This is a genomic window from Flavobacterium gawalongense, from assembly GCF_007097265.1.
Taxonomy (GTDB): Bacteria; Bacteroidota; Bacteroidia; order Flavobacteriales; family Flavobacteriaceae; genus Flavobacterium; species Flavobacterium gawalongense.
Window position 1 is genome coordinate 187,891 of sequence record NZ_VJZP01000003.1, and the last position, 22,802, is coordinate 210,692.

Consider the following 22,802-nt stretch of genomic DNA (forward strand, 5'->3'; position numbering starts at 1 on the left):
TTTTATTGAGGCTGGTGTGCCGATTTTAATAAATCATTTACACTTTTTACCGGATTAAAGGTAATTAAAGGCACTTGAACAAATATGGTAATCCAGTTTGCCATAGCGCCATTCCATAATCCAGGTAATTCGTATGATTTAATAGCTCTTCCAAAAGTAGTTTTCTCCACTATAAAACCACTATTATGATCAACGTATTGAGTTAAATCAAACTTTTCTTTTTTATAATTCTTAATTCCACAAACTAAGTCTACAGGATTAAAATGAGTAGCACTATCGAGGATTTTCTGTTGACTCTCATTCGATAAATCCACTTGAGAACTTTCAACAATTTGCAATGAAACTGCGTCTTTTTCATCTTTTACCCAGAAAGGTCCCCCACCGGGTTCCCCTTCATTTTTTACCATTCCACAAACTCTGATAGGTTTGTTTAAAACAACTCTAAGTCTGTTGATTTTATTTTCTAAATCCAGTTTGTAAAAATCGTCTGAAATTTTAATGTTTAATTTTTCGGCCAAAAAAAGTAAGATCTCATCACTATTTTCTTGTTGGTTTTCTTTAGCATCTATTGCGCGTAAGTACTTAAATAATTGTTGTTGTACTTCTATTAAAATTCCTGCTAATGCTTTTTTATATAAAGCAATTTTTTGAATGTGATTTTGAATTACGTTATCAATGTTTTTTATAAAAACAATATCGGCATCCTGATTATTCAAATTATCTATCAAAGCGCCATGACCTCCCGGTCTAAAAAACAATCGTCCATTTTCATCCCTAAATGGTTTGTTTTCAAAATCCACTGCAAGAGTATCTGTATTCTTATTTTGATATGAATAACTCGTAGTAATGGTTGTCCCAGATTGTTTTTCAATCGAACCTTTTATAGTATCAATTATATTTTCAAATTGATTTTGATGGACTTCTGAAACCGTAAAATGCAAATGGGAATTATTATTTGAACTCGAATAATAAGCACATTCATACAAATGTTCTTCTAAAGCCGTTGCGATATGGGTCTTGTATTTATGAAAAGGAAGTACTCCCTTAGGTTTGCTTGAAAAATCAAAGAAATCTTTAGCTAAAAGTAACTTTATAAAATAATAGTTTTTATAATCTCTATTGAGCGAATCAAAGTCAGGAAATTCTTCTCTCAACTTTTCATCAATTGCCTTAAAAAACGGGAATTTTTCTAAGCCCACTATAAAAATAGATAGTTCTGTATCTTTTTTTCTGTTTATATAAGCATTAATACTTTCATTTTCAACATCAAAGTCTTTCAAAAAAGCAATCAAAAACTTAAACATTCTACTTGCCGCTCCCGATGCAGGAACGAATTTTTCCAATTTTAAATTTGATTTGTTTTCATCAAAAAACGTCGCTTTTTCTTGAAAATCATTTTCAGATAATTTTAAAATGCCGTTAAACAAAGTTGCGGGTCCTACCAGATTACTCTTTGCTATTCCATTTCTAAAAAAACTCAATTGTTGTTTGATGTTTTCTAATGGAATTTCATTTTCATAAATTTGTACAAAATCAACAGAAGAAAAACCCATTTTCTTAGCTTCTGTCAAATCATCAATGATAGAAATGGCTTTGTTTAATCGTAAATTCTTGTCTCCCGAAAGCGTTATAAATGGTTTTTTATTATCAATTAAGGATTGCTTAAAAACCGCAAACATAGATTCTCTTTTTTCAGGGCTATCTCTTAAATCATCTTTTTCCCAAGGAACGTCAATATCAGTCAGAAAAAATAAATCGTATTCGTGTTCAAGAGCCGCTTGGTCCAATAATGGATCACAATAGTTATAATACACTTCCGAAAAAACCTTGGTCACCATTAAATTAGTGTCACAAAAGAGATATTTATTAGCGATTAAAACACTTTTATTTTCCAATTGGGTTTGACCATACGCAATAGGCAGCATGTCATCAACATCACAAATAAGTTGATTTTCATTCCATTTTTCTTGAAGATAATCTCGTGCGAACTCAGGAACCCATTCCGTTTTATAATATTCGGCGAGTTGTTTTGCTAATGTAGTTTTGCCCGTACTTTCGGGGCCAAAAAGAGCAATTTTTATGATTTCTGTAGTTCCATTTTTTGGGAACTGTCTAAGGTTTTCTTCCATTCTAAATAACCGTAAACGGCAACAATTGTAAATACTAGATACTGAAAACTTGTAAAAGTAAAACCTTTTATAAAATACAAGGGAATGGAAATTACATCTCCAATAATCCAAAATATCCAATTTTCAATTTTCCTTTTTGCCATTAACCACATTCCAATAAAGAAAATACCTGTTATAAAGGTATCAACATAAGCATACCAAGTAGTGAATTTACCGAAATAATGATAAACCGAAACCACAAATGCGACCGTAAATATAAAAATAATTATGGCAATTCTTTTTTCATAATTGGAAATTTTTGAAATTGGAAATTCAACGGTGTCGCCTTTTTTCCTTGTCCAATGGTACCATCCATAAATACTCATCACAAAATAATACCCATTAATCATCATATCGCCCCATAAAGTCCATTTCCATAGTAGGTAAACATAAATAAATGTACTTACTAATCCTGTTGGAAAAACTAAAATATTGTCTTTTTTAGCATACCAAACACTGAATAGCCCAAAAATTACTGCTACAATTTCCAAAACAATATCTAATGTTGGGTAATCTTTGTATTGAGAAAAAAAGTATTCTATCATTAAATTTTAGATTGTTGATTTCAGAATTAAAAGAACCTCTCCCCAACCCTCTCCAGAGGAGAGGGAGCCGGGACGTAGAAATAGGAGTTCTTGTTTTATGCATTTTCTTTTTTGATTTTTAAAAAACTTCATTAATCAAAAAAATTAATGTCGTTTTCAAAGGCAGTTCCTATAACTACCAAATCAGCTCCTGCATGATACGCCTTTTGAATCCCTTGCAAATTTACAATTCCGCCTCCAACAACTAATGGAATTTCAATATTTTGAGCAACTTTTTTAATCATTTCGAGAGGAACAGCTTGTTTTGCACCACTTCCCGCTTCAAGATAAATCAATTTATTACCGAGCATTTCACCGGCTTGTGCGGTTTGAATTACATAATCAATATCATTCCGATCCAATGGTTTGGTTTTACTAACGCGTTCAACCGCGGTTTCATTGCCACTTTCGATTAAAATATAACCGGTCGAGATTACTTCTAAATCTGTTTGTTTCAAAATTGGAACCGCATTTACCTGATGTTCGATTAAATAATCTGGGTTTCTTCCTGAGATTAGCGACAGAAATAAAATTGCATCGGCTTCTGTTGAAATTTGGGATGGATTTCCGGGAAAAAGGACGATTGGTAAAGTGCTGTTTTGTTTCAGTTTTACAATTAAATCATCTAGAATATTAGTTGTAACAAGGCTTCCGCCAATGAAAATATGCGTGGCTGGTGATTGATTGATTTTTGAAATTAAAACGGCTAAATTCTCCCAAACTACTTTATCAGGATCGAGAAGAATGGCTAGCAGTTTTTGACTTTCGACTTTCGATTGGATGATTTCGTTATAAATGTTTGTCATTTTTGGCACGCAGACGACGCGGATTATTTAACTGATTACTGTGGCTTGATACTTGTTTGTCATTCCGACGAAGGAGGAATCTCTTAGTGTGGGTTTTCTCCTTCGTCGAAATGACAAGTTTGCGGGGGCATTGTTGAAACAAATAAACACTAATTTTCAAAGGCATAAACCAAAGTGAAATTTTGCTTCGCCTGTTCGCTATCGCTCGGGTCTATTTCTTCAAAATGAACCTTGAAATCTTTTACTAAACTATCAAAGTGAAGTTCAGCAATAGTTTGTTTAACTTCTAAATCGAAAGCATTGACTTTAATATGGTCTTTGAAACTGATTCCTTTTTCGTTTCGAATTTTGAAAATGGCTTCTTTGGCGCCCCAAATCACGGTCAGTTTCCGAATATATTCCTCCTTTTTTTCAGTCCCGAAGCTTCGGGATAAGAATTGAAATTCCGAGTCACAGAATTTATCTGCGATTCGGATGATTTTGTCTCTTTGCAATTCGATATCGATTCCTACGGTTTCGTCACTAATGATAATTGCCGAAAAATTATGGGAATGTGTTATCGAAATGTGTTTCTCTCCATTGAGATGCGGTTTCCCGAATTCGTCATAATACAAATCCAAATCCGTATGACCCGTTTCCTGCAATAATTTGCGAACACTCAGGAAGGCGCGTTGTTGCATTTCGGATTTCATTCCGTCAAGCCGGATGCGATTGGTATCGTTTAAAACCACTTGTCCGAACAATTCCGCATAGGTTTCGGTTACTTTCCAAACAAGGATTTGGGTGGTGGAATTGACATGTATGGTTTTGAAAAGCGGCATCGTGTTATGGTTATGGTTTCGTTTTTTAGCCCCGGTAGCAGCGGCATCCTTTTTATCCTGAACTTGTTTCAGGATAAAAAGATATAGCGAATAACGGGAAATAGCTCCAGAAACTGAAACAAGTCCAGCTTAAAAAAATTATTTAGTTAATGTTCAAAAGATTAGCGGATTAAACAATTCATAAATCTTTTAGAAAATAGTTAAATTATAAAGTTATTCCGTAAATTTGCAAAAAATTTTACACCCGAGTCCGCCGCGGCGGACGAACGGACGAAGTAATTACAAATATACTATAAAATAAAATATGAGTACTACAACTATGCCTTTTGTGGCTTTCAAAGTTAAAGACATTTCTCTAGCGGCTTGGGGAAGAAAAGAAATTGAACTAGCAGAAGCTGAAATGCCAGGTTTAATGGCGCTTCGTGCGGAATACAAAAACGAACAACCACTTGCTGGCGCTCGTATTGCAGGATGTTTGCACATGACAATCCAGACTGCGGTTTTGATTGAAACACTTATTGCTCTTGGTGCTGAGGTGACTTGGAGTTCTTGTAACATTTTCTCTACTCAAGATCAGGCTGCTGCGGCAATTGCTGCTGCAGGAATTCAAGTTTATGCTTGGAAAGGTTTGAACGAAGTTGATTTTGACTGGTGTATTGAGCAAACATTATTCTTTGGTGAAGACAGAAAACCATTGAATATGATTCTTGATGACGGTGGAGATTTGACAAATATGGTTATTGACCGTTTCCCGGAATTGGTTGCTGGAATCAAAGGATTATCAGAAGAGACTACCACTGGTGTTCACAGATTGTACGAAAGAGTAAAAGCCGGAACATTGCCAATGCCTGCAATTAACGTTAATGACTCGGTTACTAAATCGAAATTTGACAACAAATACGGTTGTAAAGAATCGGCTGTTGATGCGGTTCGTCGTGCTACCGACTTGATGCTAGCCGGAAAAAGAGTAATTGTTTGTGGATACGGTGATGTAGGTAAAGGAACTGCAGCTTCTTTCAGAGGTGCCGGTTCTATTGTTACTGTTACCGAAATTGACCCAATTTGTGCGCTTCAAGCAGCAATGGACGGTTTTGAAGTGAAGAAATTAGATACTGTTGTTGGAAATGCTGATATCATCATCACGACAACTGGAAATAAAGATATCGTTTTGGGAAGTCATTTCGAAAAAATGAAAGACAAAACTGTTGTTTGTAACATTGGACATTTTGATAACGAAATTGATATGGCTTGGTTGAACACGAACCACGGTGCATCAAAAATTGAAATCAAACCACAAGTTGATAAATATACTATCGCTGGAAAAGACATTCTTATCCTTGCCGAAGGTCGTTTAGTAAACCTTGGTTGTGCTACAGGTCATCCAAGTTTTGTAATGAGTAACTCATTTACAAACCAAACTCTAGCTCAAATCGAATTGTGGAAAAACAGCGCGGCATACAACAATGACGTATACATGTTACCAAAACACCTTGATGAGAAAGTAGCGATGTTACACTTAGCTAAATTAGGTGTTGAATTGGAAACGTTACGTGTTGATCAGGCTGATTATATTGGTGTTCCAGTTGAAGGTCCATTCAAACCAGAATATTACAGATATTAAACCATAATTGTCATTCCGACGAAAGGAGGAATCCCATTTAAGATTTGAAACCCTTGCAGCGATGCGAGGGTTTTTTGGTTGTAAAATGTTATTTCCCTTATATTTGTAACGCCTTGTAAAATAGCACTATACAAGTTTTGGTAGAAATTCCCGATAGTTAAGCAGCCTTTGGACTTGAAGTATTGCGTAATCTTGCTTTTTTGAAAAAAGTAAATCCTATTTCTGAAGAAAAAAACCTTTTGATACAAGAAGTTAAAGAGGCAGTTGTCATTCTTATTCTTGTAAAACAAGGAAAATTAAAAGCCAAACCTCCAAGAGAACTTCTCGATGTGCTATAATAGTCCTTCCCTTCAAAGTTTGCTTCACGAGCAACATAAAACATCCAAAACTCCTAACCTTTCAAAAGTCTAGGAGTTTTTTTTTACACCCGAAAACATCTCACGGCCAATAATTTTGTTTTCTCACCAATTTAATCCGTTCTCTATTTTTTCGTAAATTAGCCATCACTTAAAAACACTAATCACAAATCGAGCTTAGAATATAACATACCAAATATGAGAGCAAAAAGCATTTTAGAAACCATTGGAAACACGCCAGTGGTTCAAATCAACAAGCTGTTTGGAAACAGCAAAGAAGTTTGGATTAAATTAGAAAGATCGAATCCGGGAAATAGTATCAAAGATAGAATTGCGCTTGCAATGATTGAAGATGCCGAAAGTAAAGGGTTGTTGAATTCCGAAAGTGTAATTATTGAGCCTACTTCAGGAAACACGGGAATAGGTTTAGCATTGGTAGCCGCTGTAAAAGGATACAAAGTTATTCTGGTAATGCCCGATTCAATGAGCGTAGAACGCAGAAAATTAATGGAAATTTATGGCGCTGAATTTGTACTTACTCCTCGCGAGAAAGGGATGAAAGGAGCGATTGAAAAAGCTGCCGAATTAGTATTAGAAACCCCGAACTCTTGGTCTCCAAAACAATTTGACAATCCAGCAAATGTTGAAGTTCACGAAAAAACAACTGCACAAGAAATTATTGCAGATTTTCCTAATGGTTTGGATTATGTCATCACAGGCGTTGGAACAGGCGGACACATTACTGGCGTAGCAAAAGTATTGAAAGATAAATTCCCTAATCTAAAAGTAATTGCCGTTGAACCTGAATTATCTCCAGTGCTAAGTGGTGGCCAGCCAGGGCCTCATCCTTTACAAGGAATTGGAGCAGGTTTTATTCCATCCATTTACCGCAATGATTTAATTGATGAAGTAATACAAGTAAGCAAAGACGAGTCTTTCGAATACGCCAGAAGAATTGCTAAAGAAGAAGGGATTCTTGTGGGGATTTCAACAGGAGCATCATTAGCCGCGGTGTCCAAAAAACTGGAAACTATTCCAGATGGAGCAGTTGTGCTCACGTTTAATTATGATACAGGCGAAAGATATTTATCTATCGAAGGTTTGTTTTAAGCCTAAAAACTTAAAGTTTTGAAAGATAAAAGCTGTTAAATAATAAATACCACCTAAGCTCCTAGCCTTTAAAAGTCTAGGAGCTTTTTTAAACAAAAAATGTAAAAACACATCAATTATGCTTCAACTTCGAATGGAAGTATAGAAACGTATGATTTGTTATCTCTTTTCTTTTGGAACTTAACAACTCCATCTACTCTTGCGTGTAGTGTGTGATCTTTACTGATGTAAACATTTGCACCTGGATTGTGTTTAGAACCTCTTTGTCTTACGATGATGTTCCCTGCGATGGCAGCTTGTCCACCAAAAATGGTAACGCTAAACGTTTTGATTCGTTTGAATGAATATACTTCATCAAAATCGAATCTTGTTATTTTTATTTTTGAAATTTGCAAATTAGGAATTGAATTCCTAATTTTACAAGATGATACCAAGAGCACTTGCCATAAAAATTTCGGAATTAATAGAAAAATTTCCAATAATTGCCATTACAGGTCCCAGACAATCTGGCAAAACTACCTTGTCCAAGATACTGAAGCCCAACTATAAATATGTGAATTTAGAAAATTTATCGGACAGAGAATTTGCCAAAACGGATCCAATCGGGTTTTTAGAAACATATAAAAATGGCGCCATTATAGACGAAATTCAAAATGTGCCCAGTTTATTTTCTTATTTGCAAGTCGTAACCGATGAAAGAAATAATAATGGAGAGTATATTATTACAGGTTCGCAAAACTTCCTTATGATGGAGCAAATAGCACAATCACTGGCAGGAAGGGTTGCCATTTTTTCGCTTTTACCTTTATCTTACAGTGAATTAAAAAACAGCATTTATACTCCAAAAACATGGGAAAGCTATGCTATATCGGGCTGCTATCCGAGGAAAATAATTCAAGACATTAGTGCAACAGATTATTATGGAAATTATATAAAAACGTATATAGAACGAGATGTTCGTTTGCTTAAAAACATAACAAATTTAGACTTGTTTCAAAAATTCATACAATTAATAGCTGGAAGAGCAGGGCAGCTATTTAATCAAAGTAGTTTAGGAAACGAATTGGGTTTGGATAACAAGACTATTAATTCTTGGTTTTCATTATTAGAAACTTCTTTTATTGCTTTTAGATTACAGCCGTATCATTCCAACTTTAATAAAAGAATCATTAAAACCCCTAAAATATATTTTTACGATACTGGATTATTGTCTTATTTATTGGGGATTCGTAACGAAAATGATTTAGAATCTCATTTTGCAAAAGGTGCTATATTTGAAAACTTAGTGATTTCTGAATTGCAAAAAAATGCTATTAATAGTTCTGCTAATGCGAAATTTTTCTTTTGGAGAGATCACTCCCAGAACGAAGTAGATGTAATTATAGAATCAGGAATGCAACTGGATGCGATTGAAATAAAATCAGGAAAAACAATCAATCAAAACTTTTTTAAAGGGCTTGATTTTTTTAAATCCTTAAACGAAAAAACAAACTTACATCTGATATATGGAGGTGTGGAAAATCAAGAAAGAAGTAAATATAAAGTTAGCACTATTTATAATTTACCAGATATTAAGGAATTTAATTCCTAATTATCATAAAAATTAATTTTATTTGTAGCCACCGTTTTTTCATCCAAACACGCGAATACCTTAGCGAAATCCTTATCAGCTCAAGCGGATTTTGACCACTAAAATATAAATGTATTTATTGATCTCGACTGCGCGGATTGCCTCCTATTCGATAGCGGATTCACAATCAACGCTTCGAAATATCAAATTTCATTTCCCTTCTCGGCTCCCTCTCCTTCGGAGAGTCCCGAGGCTTCGGGATGGGGTGAGGAAAAAACAAAAAACCCGTTAGCCTAAGCAACGGGTTTTGTAATAATAGAAATCGCAGTAATTATGCTTCAACTTCAAATGGAAGGATAGAAACGTATGATTTATTATCTCTTTTCTTTTGGAACTTAACAACTCCATCTACTCTTGCGTGTAGCGTGTGATCTTTACTAATGTAAACGTTTTCACCTGGATTATGTTTTGAACCTCTTTGTCTTACGATGATGTTCCCAGCAATAGCAGCTTGACCACCAAAAATCTTAACACCTAAACGTTTTGATTCTGATTCTCTACCATTCTTAGAACTACCGACACCTTTCTTGTGAGCCATGACGTATTAGTTTTATTTTGTTATTATTCTTGTGTATCTTCTTTTTTAGCTTTAGCTACCTTTTTCTTAGGAGCTTCAACTTCTTCTGTAGTTGCTTCAACTGCTGCTTTTTTAGGAGCTACTTTCTTAGCACCAACACCAGTAATACCTTCAATTACAATTTGAGTAAGATATTGTCTGTGACCGTTTCTCTTTTTGTATCCTTTTCTTCTTTTCTTTTTGAAAACGATAACTTTATCTCCTTTTAAGTGTTGTAACACTTTAGCTTCTACTGAAGCACCTTCTATAGCTGGGGCGCCTAAAGTAATAGTTCCGTTATCATCTAATAAAAGAACTTTGTCAAAAGAAACTTTTGAACCTTCTTCATTAGTTAAACGGTGAACATAAACCTTTAAGTCTTTGCTTACTTTGAACTGTTGCCCTGCTATCTCTACGATTGCATACATACTGAATTGTTTTAATAATTTTTAAGGTTGCAAATATACAATTAAATATTTATCCTGCAATCCCTCAAGCAAAAAAATACTTTCCCTATTTTAAACTTTGTTTTTCAATACTTTATGTATTCTTAAACGGTATTCATCCAGTCGAAAATTGTTAAAATTAACCGAAATTTTAAATCATCAGACAATCATGACTAAAAAAAGGTATTTTTGAAGTAGAAATATTTTTCGTTTTTATCTATTGCAAATAGAAATGTATTAATCCGTATGAAAAAATTAATAATAATGTTAAGTACTGCGCTTATGCTGGGAGGAATAGCTTCGGCTCAAAAAATAGCTTTCGAAGAATATGATTTAGATAATGGCATGCATGTCATATTGCACAATGATCCATCGGCACCGGTCGTAGTAACCTCCGTAATGTATCATGTAGGCTCTAAAGATGAAACACCGGACAGAACAGGATTTGCCCATTTTTTCGAACATCTTTTATTCGAAGGAACCGAAAATATCAAACGAGGCGAATGGTTTAAAATCGTCACTTCGAATGGCGGAATAAATAATGCCAACACCTCTGATGACCGCACTTATTATTATGAAGTATTTCCTTCTAACAATTTAGAATTGGCACTTTGGATGGAATCCGAAAGACTAATGCATCCCGTAATCAATAAAATTGGCGTTGATACTCAAAACGGGGTGATAAAAGAAGAAAAAAGAAGTCGCTTTAATAATCAGCCCTATGGAAACATTATTGGAGCCGTAAAAGAAAATATATTCAAGAACCATCCGTATCGCTGGACCACTATTGGCTCGATGGAACATTTAGACGCTGCCACTTTAGAAGAATTTCAAGCTTTTAATAAGAAGTTTTATATTCCAAACAACGCCGTACTGGTTGTCGCAGGAGATTTCGAAAAAACAAAAGCTAAAGAATGGATTCAGAACTATTTTGGATTAATCCAAAAAGGGAAAGAAATAAAAAAACAAACTTTTGTTGAAGAACCGATTACACAAACCATAAGAGCAACATACGAGGATCCAAATATTCAAATTCCAATGGTTGTGGCTACTTATAGGACTCCTTCGATGAAAACAAGAGATGCCAGAGTCTTGGATTTGATTTCGTCCTATTTAAGTGATGGAAAAAGCTCAAAATTATACAAGAAAATCGTTGATGATAAAAAAATGGCTTTACAAATAGACGCTGTTGGCTTTAGTCAGGAAGATTACGGAATGTATATTTTGTATGGTTTGCCAATGGGAACGCACACTTCTGCTGATTTAATAAAAGAAATTGACGAGGAAATTGTAAAAATCCAGACCGAATTGATTTCTGAGAAAAATTTTCAAAAATTAAAAAATACGTTTGACAATCGCTTTGTAAACAAAAATGCAACCTTAGAAGGAATCGCTGAAAATCTAGCGACTTACTATTTGCTTTATGGCGATGTGCATTTAATTAATACGGAAATTGATCTGTTTCATTCCATAACGCGTGAAGAAATTAGAGATGTAGCCAACAAATATTTAAATCCAAATCAAAGACTTATTTTGGACTATGTTCCTTCAAAAGCGGAGGCTCGAAATTAAGACCTTTTCAATCATGAAAAAAACAACTATTCTATTATTCATTTTGTTCATAACAGGAATCATGCAGGCACAAAATCGTCCACAACCAAAACCTGGAACTTCTCCAGTCGTAAATATAAAAAAACCACAAACCTTTACTTTAGACAATGGTTTAAAAGTAATGATTGTAGAAAATCACAAATTACCCAGAGTAACTTTTAATCTTGCATTAGACAACGCTCCATTTGCAGAAGGCAATAAAAAAGGTGTCGATGAATTATGCAATAACCTGATAGGAAACGGAAGTGTGAAAATTGCAAAAGATGCTTTCAATGAAGAAATTGATTTTTTGGGTGCCAATATCAACTTTAGTTCACAAGGCGCTTATGCCAGTTCCCTTTCTAAATATTCAGGGAGAATCTTGGAACTCATGGCTTACGGAGCATTACACCCCAAATTCACCCAAGAAGAATTCGACAAAGAGAAAGCCAAATTATTAGAAGGACTCAAAGCCCAAGAAAAAAGCGTGCCTGCAATTGCTAACAGAGTGGTTGATGCGCTTGCCTTTGGAAAAAATCATCCTTCTGGCGAATACATGACCGAAGAAACACTTAAAAACGTAACGCTTGCGGATGTTGAATCCAATTATCAAAACTATTTTGTACCCGAAAATGGATATTTAGTGATTATTGGAGATATTAAATATGATGATGTAAAACCTATTGTTGAAAGACTTTTTGGTCCATGGGGAAAAAGAAGCACGCCAAAGCTGACGTATGCCGCACCGCAAAATGTGCCGTTTACCCAAATCAATTTTGTAGATGTTCCCAATGCCGTACAATCGGAGATTTCATTGGTGAATACCGTAAATTTAAAAATGAGCGATGCTGATTTTTTCCCCGCAGTTATTGCCACTTATATTCTTGGAGGAGATTACAGTAGTTATTTAAACATGAATTTAAGAGAAAAACACGGCTGGACATATGGTGCAAATGCAATCATTGGCACTGGAAAATACGTAACTAAATTGAGAGCAGCTTCTGCTGTAAAAAGTATCGTTACTGATAGTTCCGTTGTAGAATTCATCAAAGAAATTAAAAAAATCAGAACCGAAAAAGTATCAGCAGAATTACTTAAAAATGTAAAAGCCGGATACATTGGACGATTTGTAATGCAAGTAGAAAAACCACAAGCAATAGCACGATACGCCTTAAACATAGAAACCGAAGATCTCCCTGCTGATTTTTATGAAAAATACATCAAAACCATAAATGCCGTAACACCAGATGATATTCTTCGTGCCGCCAACAAATATTTCCTTATAGACAATACCCGAATTATAATCGCAGGAAAAGGATCGGAAGTGATTCCTGGATTGGAAAAACTAAAAATCCCTATATTTTATTTTGATAATTATGGCAATCCAGTAGAGAAGCCAGTTTACAAATAAAAGAAAATACTTATCCTTATGACCACCTAAAATTTGAAATAGCACACGGATGTCACAGATAAAACGGATTTACACAGATTTTTTGAAGATAGTAAAAAAGAAATTAGTGAAAATTCGTGTAATTTGTGGCTAAAAAAATCAAGTATAATTACAGACAAGCATATAAAAGAATAACAATTTTCAATATCAAACAAATTGCAAATTTCTGAAAGCTGAATACTCTAATCTGAATACTGAACACTATTTCTTGGCTGACAAATAAACTCCAATTAAAATAATAAAAGCACCAAAAAATTGAACCGGCGTAAGCATTTCATTATCTAATAATCCCCAAAAGAAAGCAACTACAGGAATCAAATACGTTACTGAAGTGGCAAAAACAGGTGAAGACATTTGTATCAGTTTAAAGAAAAGAATATTGGCAATTCCAGTTCCCACCACTCCCAAAATCATGATAAACAAAACCGAATGTTGCACTTTACCGACATGGATTACATCGAAAAAACCAGAGAAAAATAAAATACTTATTGTTGGTAACAACAGAAAAGCAAAATTACCGGTAGTAATGCTCAACGGACCCAAATCATGCAAATATTTTTTTAACAAATTGACATTCACAGCATAGCAAACAGAAGCAATTAGAACTAAAATAGCGTAATAGTAATTTTGTTCCGGATGATGAATAGCGCCATTCAAAATCAACAAAGCGCTTCCAATTAAGCCAATTAACACTCCAAAAAATTGATTTCGCCTAAACTGTAATCCAAACGCCAAAGTTCCCAAAACTAAAGTATTTAAAGGCGTTAAGGAATTCAGGATCGAACTTACGGAACTGTCGATTTCGGTTTGGGCAATTGCAAAAAGATAGGCTGGAATAAATGTCCCAAACATAGAAGTTAAGGCAATATATTTCCATTTTTCTTTTGGGATTTTTGCTAAACTTTTAAAACCTATCAACAAAAGAAAAACCGCAGCAAAAATGATTCGCAAGGATCCTAATTGTAAAGCAGTTAAGCCGACCAATCCTTTTTTTATCAATATAAATGAACTTCCCCAAACCAAGGCAAGAATCATCAAGTAAACCCACTTCAATTGTTTCGAATCCATAAACATAATTTTGCCCCAAAATTGTAATTATTTTATGAAATACCGTACCTTTTTTTTATTAATTTTGTGGCTGATTATTAGATAATTAATTTAAACTCCATGAAAATGAATTTCACAAAATCAATAGCAGCTATAGCGCTTACCAGTCTTTTGTTTGTAAGTTGCAAAAAAAACACTGTAGAAACCACTTCGACGACAACGGCTTCAACAGAAACAACTGTACCGAAAGTTAAAAAAGAAATTGCAACCGCCAATCTGCAAACCGCGAGTTTCAAAGTAGAAGGAATGTCGTGTGCTATAGGTTGTGCCAAAACAATTCAAGAAGATTTGACCGGACTTGAAGGAGTTCAAAAAGCAACGGTAGATTTTGATACAAAATTAGCTACCGTAACTTTTGACAAAACGATTCAAACTCCAGAAAAATTAACTAAAGTTGTAGAAGCCGCCGCAGATGGTAAAACATATACTGTTTCGAATATGAAGTCGTAAAATACGACTTTTACATTTTCATAAAAAAAGCATTCGTCTGGTGGCGAATGCTTTTTTTATGAAATTACTTCCACTTCAAAGTTTCCATCAACCGTTGCATATCGTTTTTGATATAACTTGCAGCCGGCATAATGGAGTCAAAATTAGGTTTTGTATAGAAATAAACGGAACCCGTTACAAAATGTTTGGTACTGTCCGTTGCATAAAATTGTGAGTTGGTTGCCGCATTCCCATCAACCTGATAAAACATGCCGTACACCTTTTTGCCGGGATTCAAATACGGTTGTTCCAATATATCATCTGCTTTTATAACATGTTCATAAGTGAGTTTTTGAGCATCACGCAACAATTTATTAATGTTATTATTCACTGGTTTATACGTCAGATAAATAGTGGCTTTCATTTTTGGATACGAAATAGTAAACCCACAATTTTTCTCCCCTTTAATAACAGCATCCGAATTCATTTCGAAAGCAAATGGGCATTCGTTTTCGAAATTTACATATTTTGCTTCCGGATAATCCAACCGCAAATAGCTTGATGGTTTGGGCACAACATCGTCTTTACAACTAAAACTCAAGAATGACACCAATACCATTATCGAAAAAGTGATTGTTTTTTTTAACATTTTTATTCTAAATTTATTTAATCTTTTATTTTTCAAAAGAAACACATTCCGCAATGATTCCCCTTCCTTCGGAGGGGGTTAGGGGGAGGAATTAATCAATCGTTACTTTTATTTGTTTAATTCGTTTTTTATCTACCACTTCTATCGTGAACAGACAGTTTTCAAATGAGATTTTTTGATCTTTTTTTGGAAAATTCCCTAAAATTTCAAGAATAAATCCGGCTAATGTCTCGGCTTCCCCTTTTTTAATTTCGAATAAATCTTCATTCACATTTATAATTCTATAGAAATCTTTGAGATTTATTTTCCCTTCAAAAAGATAATTTTTATCGTCAATTTGAGAAAAATTAATATTTTCATCATCAAATTCATCACTGATATCACCAACGATTTCTTCGATTACATCTTCCAAAGAAACCAAACCAGAAGTTCCGCCGTATTCATCAACAACAATAGCCAAATGACTTTTCATACTTTGAAAATCTTTCAGCAAGTTGTCCAGTTTTTTATTTTCAGGAACAAAAAACGGTTCTCTCAATAATGACTTCCAATCAAATTCACTCGTATTTATATGAGGCAATAAATCTTTCACAAACAAAACACCTTCTATTTGATCAATATTATCCCGATAAACTGGAATTCTGGAATATCCTTTTTCTATAATTTTTGGGCAAATAACTGAGAAAATTTCATCTATTTCTAAAGCAAAAATATCAATTCTGGGACTCATAACTTGCTTCGTATCTGTATTTCCAAAACTCACAATTCCTTCTAATATTTTTTGCTCTTCTGAAGAAGTTTCATCTGAGGCTGTCAGTTCCAGCGCCTGAGACAATTGATTGACGGAGAAGTTTGTTTTTTGTTTCCCTAATTTATTATGCAAATAGATAATGGCAGCGCGCATGGGTAAACTTATTGGAGAAAGTAATTTATCAAGTCCCACAACGGGATAGGCAATCAACTTAGCAAACTTAATGTTGTTTCTGCTGGCATACACTTTTGGCAAAACCTCTCCAAATAGCAACAATAGAAAAGTCACTACAATTACTTCGAGAATGAATTTTAAAATAGGTGAAGTTATAGCGACAAATAAATTTCTTCCAACAAATGAAAATAAGATTACAACTCCAATGTTGATGAAATTATTAGCAACAAGAAGTGTCGCTAATAGCTTTTTTGGTTTTTCTAAAAGTTCAGAAATGATTTTTCCTTTTGAAGCATTTCCTTCCAAAGTTTCGTCAATGTCTTTTTGTGACAACGAAAATAATGCTACTTCTGCTCCTGAAACTATTGCAGAACAAAAAAGTAAGGCAAATATCCCGACAAAACCAAACACTAAGTCAGTGTCTATGGCGTAAGCAAAAAATAAACTGGGCTCTGGGTCCAAATTAAAAAAGATTAGTTATAAAAACAATCAAAACGGCAAATCATTGACCGGCAAACCGTTGTTTTGAGGGTCAAAGTTAGCGTTTTTTACGGATTCTGAATTTTGGTTTTGTTTGTTATTCTCGTTATCCTTCTTAGTGGATAAAAAAGTAAATTCGGTCACTTGAATTTCGGTTGTATATTTAGTTGATCCGTCTTCCGCTTGCCACTGACGTGATTTTAATCGCCCTTCAACATATATTTTATCTCCCTTTGAAAGGTACTTTTCACAAAGTTCGGCCGCTTTATTGCGCACAACCAAATTATGCCACTCTGTAGAAGTGATTTTTTCGTTGGTTGTTTTATTAATGTAAACCTCATTTGTTGCCAATTGAAATCTACCGATACAATTTCCTCCATCAAAATAATGCATTTTGACATCATCCCCAAGATGACCTATCAGCATAACTTTATTCAACGTTCCGTTCATAATATAGTACAATTGTATTTCTACCAAAGATACATTTTTTTAGAAACTTTATAAATCCTTTTCAATAAAATTATGAATCACAATTGGGAATGGAAACATTTTCAAATCGGTACTGTTTATTCCGTTTTTGATGGCTCCTTTTATATTCACTTTCCAAAACTTGATATATAAATGTTGGTGTGATAATTTATGAATGATGCTTTTTTCGTTACATTCAGCAACACTTATAATTTCATAATTAGTCCCAAAATCTTTTTGTATTTGTGTTGAAATAAAATCGAAGTCTTCTTCCTTTTCGGTTTCAATCAAAGGAAATTCATACAAATTGTGCCAAATTCCTTTGCCAGTTCGCTTTTGAATTATTGTATTATTATTTTCATCATTAAGAACTAAATAATTAAAAAAGCGATTCCTTACTTTGAGTTTCTTAGACTTTACAGGCAATTGATCAACTTTGTTTTTTTGCAAAGCGACACAACTTCCGTTAAAAACACAAATACTGCAATTAGGACTTTTAGGAACACATTGCAAAGCCCCAAACTCCATGATGGCTTGATTAAAAATGGCTGGATTATCTTTCGTCATTAATTCAAAAGCCAGAGCAGCAAATTCCTTTTTGGCGGAAGCCGCAGCAATATTAGTTTCTATATCAAAATAGCGTGATAAAACCCGAAATACATTCCCATCAACAACAGGAACCACTTCATTGTAAGAAAAAGAAGCAATTGCAGCTGCGGTATATTCTCCAATTCCTTTTAATTTCAATAAGTCCTTATAAGTAGTAGGGAAAACTCCCGATAATTCATCCGCTACATGTTGAGCCGTTTTGTGCAAATTTCGGGCACGAGAATAATATCCCAAGCCTTGCCAAAGTTTCAAAACTTGTTCTTCATTGGCTTTCGCCAAATCAAAAACAGTAGGAAACGCAGCTGTAAAAGACAGGAAATAAGGCATTCCTTGAGCAACCCGTGTCTGTTGCAACATGATTTCCGAGAGCCAAATAGAATAAGGATTGGTAGTATTTCGCCAAGGCAAATCGCGCTTGTTACGTAAATACCATTGTATTAACAAGTTAGAAAAAGTCATGTTTTAATTATTTGTTGGCAAAAGTAAAAGTTTATGTTATTAAAATTTAATGAATTAGCTTGAATAATTGTTTTTTAAATTCCTATATTTGCAAACTCAAAAAAATAGTACAACATAATAAAATAGGAAAGAAAATGACGAAAGCAGATATCGTAGCAAAAATTTCAGAAAAATTAGGTCTTGAAAAAGGAGATGTGCAAGCAACTGTAGAGACTTTTATGAATGAAGTAAAAAATTCATTAGAAACTGGAGACAACGTTTATTTAAGAGGTTTTGGAAGTTTTATCGTAAAAACTAGAGCTGAAAAAACAGGTAGAAATATCTCTAAAAATACAACAATAAAAATTCCTGCACACAACATTCCAGCCTTCAAGCCTGCAAAGGTTTTTGTTGAAGGAGTGAAAATAAACAACGAAGCAAAATAATATATTAATTAATCATAAATCTTCAAGATATGCCAAGCGGTAAAAAAAGAAAGAGACATAAGGTAGCGACTCACAAACGTAAAAAAAGAGCGAGAGCTAACCGTCACAAAAAGAAAAAGTAGTTTTAAACTACTTTTTTCTTTTTAAACGTTCATTGAAATCGAAAGTTAGTAATCAGTATTCAGTTTTTAGTATTCAGTTAACTGCGTACTTAACACTACAAACTGCCAGCTAATTTTCCCCGGGTTCAATACCTGTTAAAATATTGTTTAATCCATTTGTTCGCCTCGGCGAATAGATAAAAAATTTACAGCGTGAATAAAGAATTAATCATTAGATCTAGTTCTGAAGCAGTAGATTTTGCCTTATTAAAAGATGGAAAACTAATTGAATTACACAAAGAAGAAGAAAAAAGCAACTTCCAAGTAGGTGATATTTTTATTGCCAAAATTAGGAAACCCGTTGCTGGACTTAATGCTGCTTTTGTAAATGTAGGCTTCGAAAAAGATGCTTTTTTACATTATCACGATTTAGGCCCTAATTTATCTTCCCAACTGAAATTCATAAAACTTGTAAGCGCAGGTAAATTAAAAGATTTCTCCCTAAAAACCTTTCAGTTTGAAAAAGAGATAGATAAAGATGGTACTATTACTGATGTAATAAGTGCTAATCAATCTATTTTAGTACAAGTCGTTAAAGAACCTATATCTACCAAAGGTCCAAGAATAAGCGCTGAGCTTTCTCTTGCCGGAAGATTTATAGTTTTAGTTCCGTTTTCTGACCGCGTTTCTATTTCGCAAAAAATAGAAGACAAAAAGGAAAAAGAACGCTTGAAACGATTAGTACAATCCATCAAACCAAAAGGATTTGGTGTTATTGTTCGCACAGTAGCCGAAGGCAAAAATACAGCCGAATTAGAAAAAGATTTGCAGAACCTGCTCAGCAGATGGACTGCAATGTGTAAAAAATTACCAACTGCTCATCATCCGTCCAAGGTATTAGGAGAACTCAACAGAGCATCTTCAATATTAAGAGACGTTTTTAATGATACCTTTAGTGGTATTCAAATTGATGATGAAGAGTTGTTCAACCAAACGAAGGATTATTTGCAAGAAATTGCACCTTCAAAACAATCAATTGTTAAGTTTTATCAATCAAATGATACGCCTATTTTTGAGAAATATAACATAGAGAGACAAATCAAAACTTCTTTTGGAAAAACAGTATCCATGAGTAAAGGGGCTTATCTTATTATCGAACACACTGAAGCTTTGCACGTTATAGATGTAAATAGCGGAAACCGTTCTAATAAGGCTACCAACCAGGAAGATACGGCCATGGAAGTGAATATGATTGCCGCTGCTGAAATTGCAAGACAATTGCGTCTTCGTGATATGGGCGGTATCATTGTAGTTGATTTTATCGATATGTCAAATCCTGAAAATCGTAAAGTTTTGTTCGAATTCCTAAGGGAAGAAATGAGCGATGATAAAGCAAAACATAAAATCTTACCTCCGAGCAAATTTGGATTAGTCCAAATTACAAGACAAAGAGTAAGACCAGAAGTAAATATTAAAACTAGAGAAGAAGATCCAAACAATGAAAATGGAGAAATTGAAGCTCCAATATTAATCATTGATAAAATTGCTTCTGATTTAGAAAGAGTTTTAAAAAATCACAAAGAAGTGGTACTTAATGTACATCCATTTGTGGCAGCATACCTTACCAAAGGTTTTCCATCATTACGTTCAAAATGGTTTCTTGAACATAAAAAGTGGGTGAAAATCATACCTCGTGACGCTTACACGTATTTAGAATATCATTTCTACGATAAAAAAGAAAATGTTATTATAGAATAGATTCTGAAATAAATTCAGAATAAAAAACCGCCTTTCGTGAGATTGGCGGTTTTTTTATGCGTTATTGTGAAAGAAGCGAGGCAATCAGGAGCAATTTACTTCGTCAGTTCGCTTCGCTCGTGTCCAGTTATTCGTTTCAAATGAAATTCACTGAACTCCTTAAAAATATGAAGTAATCTGGCTTAGTACATGGTTTTATGACTGATATTTTTAGCTATTATATTAGCTATTTACACATAAAAACTATATATTTGACTAATATATTAGCTATAAATGAAAAATTATTCCATAAACAAAACACCTTCACAAGTTCAATTGGAACTAGCTGAAAGGTTGCGGGAAATTAGGAAAGATAAAAAGGTATCACAATCAGAATTGGCAGATAAATCAGGAGTTTCGTTGGGAAGTATTAAGAGATTTGAGCACACAGGAGAAATATCTTTAGCATCGTTACTTAGACTGGCACATCTTTTTGACAGATTAGATGATTTTGATGCCGTTTTTAAAACCAACGAAGATTTGAAAGAAATAGAAAAATTATTTAACCGATAATTATGGAAAGAATCCAGAAAATAAAAGCATTTCTAAATCTGGATGATGCTAAAACCGAAATTGGAACTATGGTAGAAAACCAAGGCAAAATCTATTTCAAATACCATCCGGATTTTATTTTATGCGGATTAGAAATTTCCCCTTTTAAAATGAAATTATCCAATGCCATTTTAGCACCAAAAGAAACTCATTTTGAGGGGCTCTTTGGTGTTTTTTCAGATTCTATTCCTGATGGCTGGGGCAGATTATTGTTAGACAGAAAGTTGCTCTCCATGGGAGTCAATTTAAACGATATTACTCCGTTAGACCGATTGGCTTACATAGATAAAAACAGTGTTGGAGCAATTTCTTACGAGCCTGAATATGTAAACAGCTACACTAATTTTAATGCGGTAGATTTAGATCAGATTTCCAATGAAATTGAAACCGTTCTCAGCGGAACTTCAGAAGATGTAATTGAAGAACTATTTAAACTTGGCGGTTCATCGGGCGGTGCAAGGCCAAAAATATTGATTGGATTTAACCCAAATACCAAAGAATTGCTTTATGGAAAATCTGATTTACCGGAAGGTTTTGAACATTGGATAGTAAAATTTCCATCTTCTAATGATTTAGCTGACATTGCTTTAATTGAATACACTTACAATCAAATGGCACAAGCTGCCGGAATTGAAGTCAATGAATTTCGATTGTTTAAAAGTAAAAAAGGCAAGTATTTCTTTGGAAGCAAACGGTTTGACCGAATTCATAATAAAAAACTTCACTTGCATTCTGTAGCCGGATTATTGCATGACAATTTCAGAATGAGCACTTTAGATTACGGACATATTATGGATTGCGCTTTCACATTAGAAAAAGACTTTAATGCTTTTATTAAAGTCCTACGATTAGCCACTTTCAATGTTTTAGCCCATAACCGAGATGACCACAGTAAAAACTTTTCTTTTTTAATGGATAAAAACGGTTATTGGAAATTGGCACCTGCTTATGATTTAACTTTTTCCAACTCGTCTTATGGTTTTCACAGTACAACCGTTGCAGGTGAAAGTAAAAATCCAACTTTGGAACATTTGACAGTATTAGCCAAACATTTCGGAATTAAAAATCCTAACCCCATTTTTGAAGAGGTAAAAGGAGCTATTTCTCAATTTGGTATATTAGGGTCAAATAATGGAATTAGTACCGATTCCATGAAATTGATAAGTGGTAGTTTGAGATTCAAATAAAACTAAAAACCGCCTTTCGTGAGATGAGGGTACTGAAAAAGTCCTTTAAGGAATAAATACAATAATTTAAGGAGTAGAAATCTTAGTTTTTCTGCTCCTTTTTTCGTATATTTAGCTATAATTATAAGGGTTTTTAGATGTTAGTACAGCAACAAACAATACAATTCAGCGAGCATTCTACGTTGTATGATTTAATAGTTCCAAAGGAAAATATATTAAGAAAAATCAACGATTTAATTGATTTTTCCTTTATTTATGACGAGTTGTTAAATAAATACTGCACCACTAATGGGCGTATGGCAGAAAGTCCTGTTCGTATGTTCAAGTATTTGCTTCTTAAAACAATTTACACCGTTTCCGATGTTGATGTAGTGGAACGTTCGCGTTACGATATGTCCTTTAAATATTTTTTGGATATGAATCCAGAAGACGATGTTATCAATTCTAGTTCGTTGACAAAATTTAGAAAACTACGT

Annotated in this window: 24 protein-coding genes; 12 read left to right on the forward strand and 12 right to left on the reverse strand. The window is 34.0% G+C overall.

Annotated features, from left to right (window positions below; all coding sequences use genetic code 11):
- Positions 1-2 precede the first annotated feature (2 nt).
- The 4 genes from FNW38_RS03455 to FNW38_RS03470 all read right to left on the reverse strand — a co-directional run bounded on the left by FNW38_RS03455 (position 3) and on the right by FNW38_RS03470 (position 4,379).
- Positions 3-2,129 (reverse strand): DUF4301 family protein, encoded by a 2,127-nt coding sequence (locus FNW38_RS03455; protein ID WP_143385913.1) that lies wholly within the window; start codon positions 2,127-2,129, stop codon positions 3-5.
- Positions 2,078-2,713 (reverse strand): nicotinamide riboside transporter PnuC, encoded by a 636-nt coding sequence (pnuC, locus tag FNW38_RS03460; RefSeq protein WP_143385912.1) that lies wholly within the window; start codon positions 2,711-2,713, stop codon positions 2,078-2,080. The genes FNW38_RS03455 and pnuC overlap by 52 nt, the downstream gene beginning before the upstream one ends.
- 131 nt (positions 2,714-2,844) lie before the next feature.
- A complete protein-coding gene (locus FNW38_RS03465) occupies positions 2,845-3,558 on the reverse strand; it encodes a geranylgeranylglyceryl/heptaprenylglyceryl phosphate synthase (RefSeq protein WP_143385911.1) in 714 nt (237 codons plus the stop codon).
- Between the two features lie 149 nt (positions 3,559-3,707).
- Positions 3,708-4,379, reverse strand: coding sequence for a 4'-phosphopantetheinyl transferase family protein (locus FNW38_RS03470; protein ID WP_144064460.1), 672 nt, complete (start codon positions 4,377-4,379; stop codon positions 3,708-3,710).
- 304 nt (positions 4,380-4,683) lie between these two features.
- Here FNW38_RS03470 and ahcY point away from each other — a divergent pair, with 304 nt between their 5' ends.
- The 3 genes from ahcY (at position 4,684) to cysK (ending at position 7,466) form a co-directional block, all read left to right on the forward strand.
- Positions 4,684-6,000 carry an adenosylhomocysteinase gene (gene ahcY, locus FNW38_RS03475; protein WP_144064459.1) on the forward strand — a complete coding sequence of 439 codons (1,317 nt, stop codon included), beginning with the start codon at positions 4,684-4,686 and terminating at the stop codon, positions 5,998-6,000.
- 200 nt (positions 6,001-6,200) lie between these two features.
- Positions 6,201-6,338, forward strand: coding sequence for a hypothetical protein (locus tag FNW38_RS17410; RefSeq protein ID WP_185963069.1), 138 nt, complete (start codon positions 6,201-6,203; stop codon positions 6,336-6,338).
- 216 nt (positions 6,339-6,554) lie between these two features.
- The gene (cysK, locus tag FNW38_RS03480) at positions 6,555-7,466 is read left to right on the forward strand and encodes a cysteine synthase A (RefSeq protein ID WP_143385908.1); all 912 of its coding nucleotides are present in this window, start codon (positions 6,555-6,557) and stop codon (positions 7,464-7,466) included.
- A gap of 116 nt (positions 7,467-7,582) precedes the next feature.
- Here cysK and FNW38_RS03485 read toward each other — a convergent pair whose 3' ends face one another.
- Entirely contained in the window at positions 7,583-7,840 is a 258-nt protein-coding gene (locus FNW38_RS03485; RefSeq protein ID WP_394344744.1) for a 50S ribosomal protein L27, read from the reverse strand.
- Between the two features lie 50 nt (positions 7,841-7,890).
- On the opposite strand from FNW38_RS03485, the gene FNW38_RS03490 reads away from it, so the two are divergent.
- Positions 7,891-9,057, forward strand: coding sequence for an ATP-binding protein (locus FNW38_RS03490; RefSeq protein WP_143385907.1), 1,167 nt, complete (start codon positions 7,891-7,893; stop codon positions 9,055-9,057).
- Positions 9,058-9,367: 310 nt separating this feature from the next.
- Here FNW38_RS03490 and rpmA read toward each other — a convergent pair whose 3' ends face one another.
- Both rpmA and rplU read right to left on the reverse strand, forming a co-directional pair.
- A complete protein-coding gene (gene rpmA, locus FNW38_RS03495; RefSeq protein ID WP_026709571.1) occupies positions 9,368-9,634 on the reverse strand; it encodes a 50S ribosomal protein L27 in 267 nt (88 codons plus the stop codon).
- 23 nt (positions 9,635-9,657) lie between these two features.
- Entirely contained in the window at positions 9,658-10,080 is a 423-nt protein-coding gene (gene rplU / locus FNW38_RS03500) for a 50S ribosomal protein L21 (RefSeq protein ID WP_143385906.1), read from the reverse strand.
- 264 nt (positions 10,081-10,344) lie between these two features.
- Here rplU and FNW38_RS03505 point away from each other — a divergent pair, with 264 nt between their 5' ends.
- The gene (locus FNW38_RS03505; RefSeq protein ID WP_144064458.1) at positions 10,345-11,670 is read left to right on the forward strand and encodes a M16 family metallopeptidase; all 1,326 of its coding nucleotides are present in this window, start codon (positions 10,345-10,347) and stop codon (positions 11,668-11,670) included.
- A 13-nt stretch (positions 11,671-11,683) separates the two neighbouring features.
- Positions 11,684-13,099 carry a M16 family metallopeptidase gene (locus tag FNW38_RS03510; RefSeq protein ID WP_235890127.1) on the forward strand — a complete coding sequence of 472 codons (1,416 nt, stop codon included), beginning with the start codon at positions 11,684-11,686 and terminating at the stop codon, positions 13,097-13,099.
- Positions 13,100-13,339: 240 nt separating this feature from the next.
- On the opposite strand, the gene FNW38_RS03515 is transcribed toward FNW38_RS03510, so the two are convergent.
- Entirely contained in the window at positions 13,340-14,206 is an 867-nt protein-coding gene (locus tag FNW38_RS03515; RefSeq protein ID WP_144066631.1) for a DMT family transporter, read from the reverse strand.
- A 105-nt stretch (positions 14,207-14,311) separates the two neighbouring features.
- Between FNW38_RS03515 and FNW38_RS03520 the strand changes: the two genes are divergently transcribed.
- Positions 14,312-14,695, forward strand: coding sequence for a heavy-metal-associated domain-containing protein (locus FNW38_RS03520; protein WP_144066630.1), 384 nt, complete (start codon positions 14,312-14,314; stop codon positions 14,693-14,695).
- 64 nt (positions 14,696-14,759) lie between these two features.
- Here the strand turns inward: FNW38_RS03520 and gldD are convergent, their stop codons facing one another.
- The 4 genes from gldD to mutY all read right to left on the reverse strand — a co-directional run bounded on the left by gldD (position 14,760) and on the right by mutY (position 18,264).
- Positions 14,760-15,323: a gliding motility lipoprotein GldD gene (gene gldD / locus FNW38_RS03525; protein ID WP_144066629.1), complete on the reverse strand. Its 564-nt coding sequence runs from the start codon at positions 15,321-15,323 to the stop codon at positions 14,760-14,762.
- A 91-nt stretch (positions 15,324-15,414) separates the two neighbouring features.
- Positions 15,415-16,710 (reverse strand): gliding motility-associated protein GldE, encoded by a 1,296-nt coding sequence (locus FNW38_RS03530; protein WP_144066628.1) that lies wholly within the window; start codon positions 16,708-16,710, stop codon positions 15,415-15,417.
- A 27-nt stretch (positions 16,711-16,737) separates the two neighbouring features.
- Entirely contained in the window at positions 16,738-17,178 is a 441-nt protein-coding gene (locus tag FNW38_RS03535; protein ID WP_143386061.1) for a single-stranded DNA-binding protein, read from the reverse strand.
- A 48-nt stretch (positions 17,179-17,226) separates the two neighbouring features.
- Positions 17,227-18,264: an A/G-specific adenine glycosylase gene (gene mutY, locus FNW38_RS03540; RefSeq protein WP_144064457.1), complete on the reverse strand. Its 1,038-nt coding sequence runs from the start codon at positions 18,262-18,264 to the stop codon at positions 17,227-17,229.
- 104 nt (positions 18,265-18,368) lie between these two features.
- Here mutY and FNW38_RS03545 point away from each other — a divergent pair, with 104 nt between their 5' ends.
- The 5 genes from FNW38_RS03545 to FNW38_RS03565 all read left to right on the forward strand — a co-directional run.
- Entirely contained in the window at positions 18,369-18,689 is a 321-nt protein-coding gene (locus tag FNW38_RS03545; protein ID WP_262710382.1) for an HU family DNA-binding protein, read from the forward strand.
- Between the two features lie 314 nt (positions 18,690-19,003).
- Positions 19,004-20,548: an Rne/Rng family ribonuclease gene (locus FNW38_RS03550; protein WP_143385899.1), complete on the forward strand. Its 1,545-nt coding sequence runs from the start codon at positions 19,004-19,006 to the stop codon at positions 20,546-20,548.
- 273 nt (positions 20,549-20,821) lie between these two features.
- Positions 20,822-21,100 (forward strand): helix-turn-helix domain-containing protein, encoded by a 279-nt coding sequence (locus FNW38_RS03555; protein WP_143387521.1) that lies wholly within the window; start codon positions 20,822-20,824, stop codon positions 21,098-21,100.
- A 2-nt stretch (positions 21,101-21,102) separates the two neighbouring features.
- Positions 21,103-22,326 carry a type II toxin-antitoxin system HipA family toxin gene (locus tag FNW38_RS03560; RefSeq protein ID WP_143387522.1) on the forward strand — a complete coding sequence of 408 codons (1,224 nt, stop codon included), beginning with the start codon at positions 21,103-21,105 and terminating at the stop codon, positions 22,324-22,326.
- A gap of 137 nt (positions 22,327-22,463) precedes the next feature.
- A partial coding sequence (locus FNW38_RS03565; RefSeq protein ID WP_143387520.1) for a transposase occupies positions 22,464-22,802 on the forward strand: 339 nt, incomplete at its 3' end.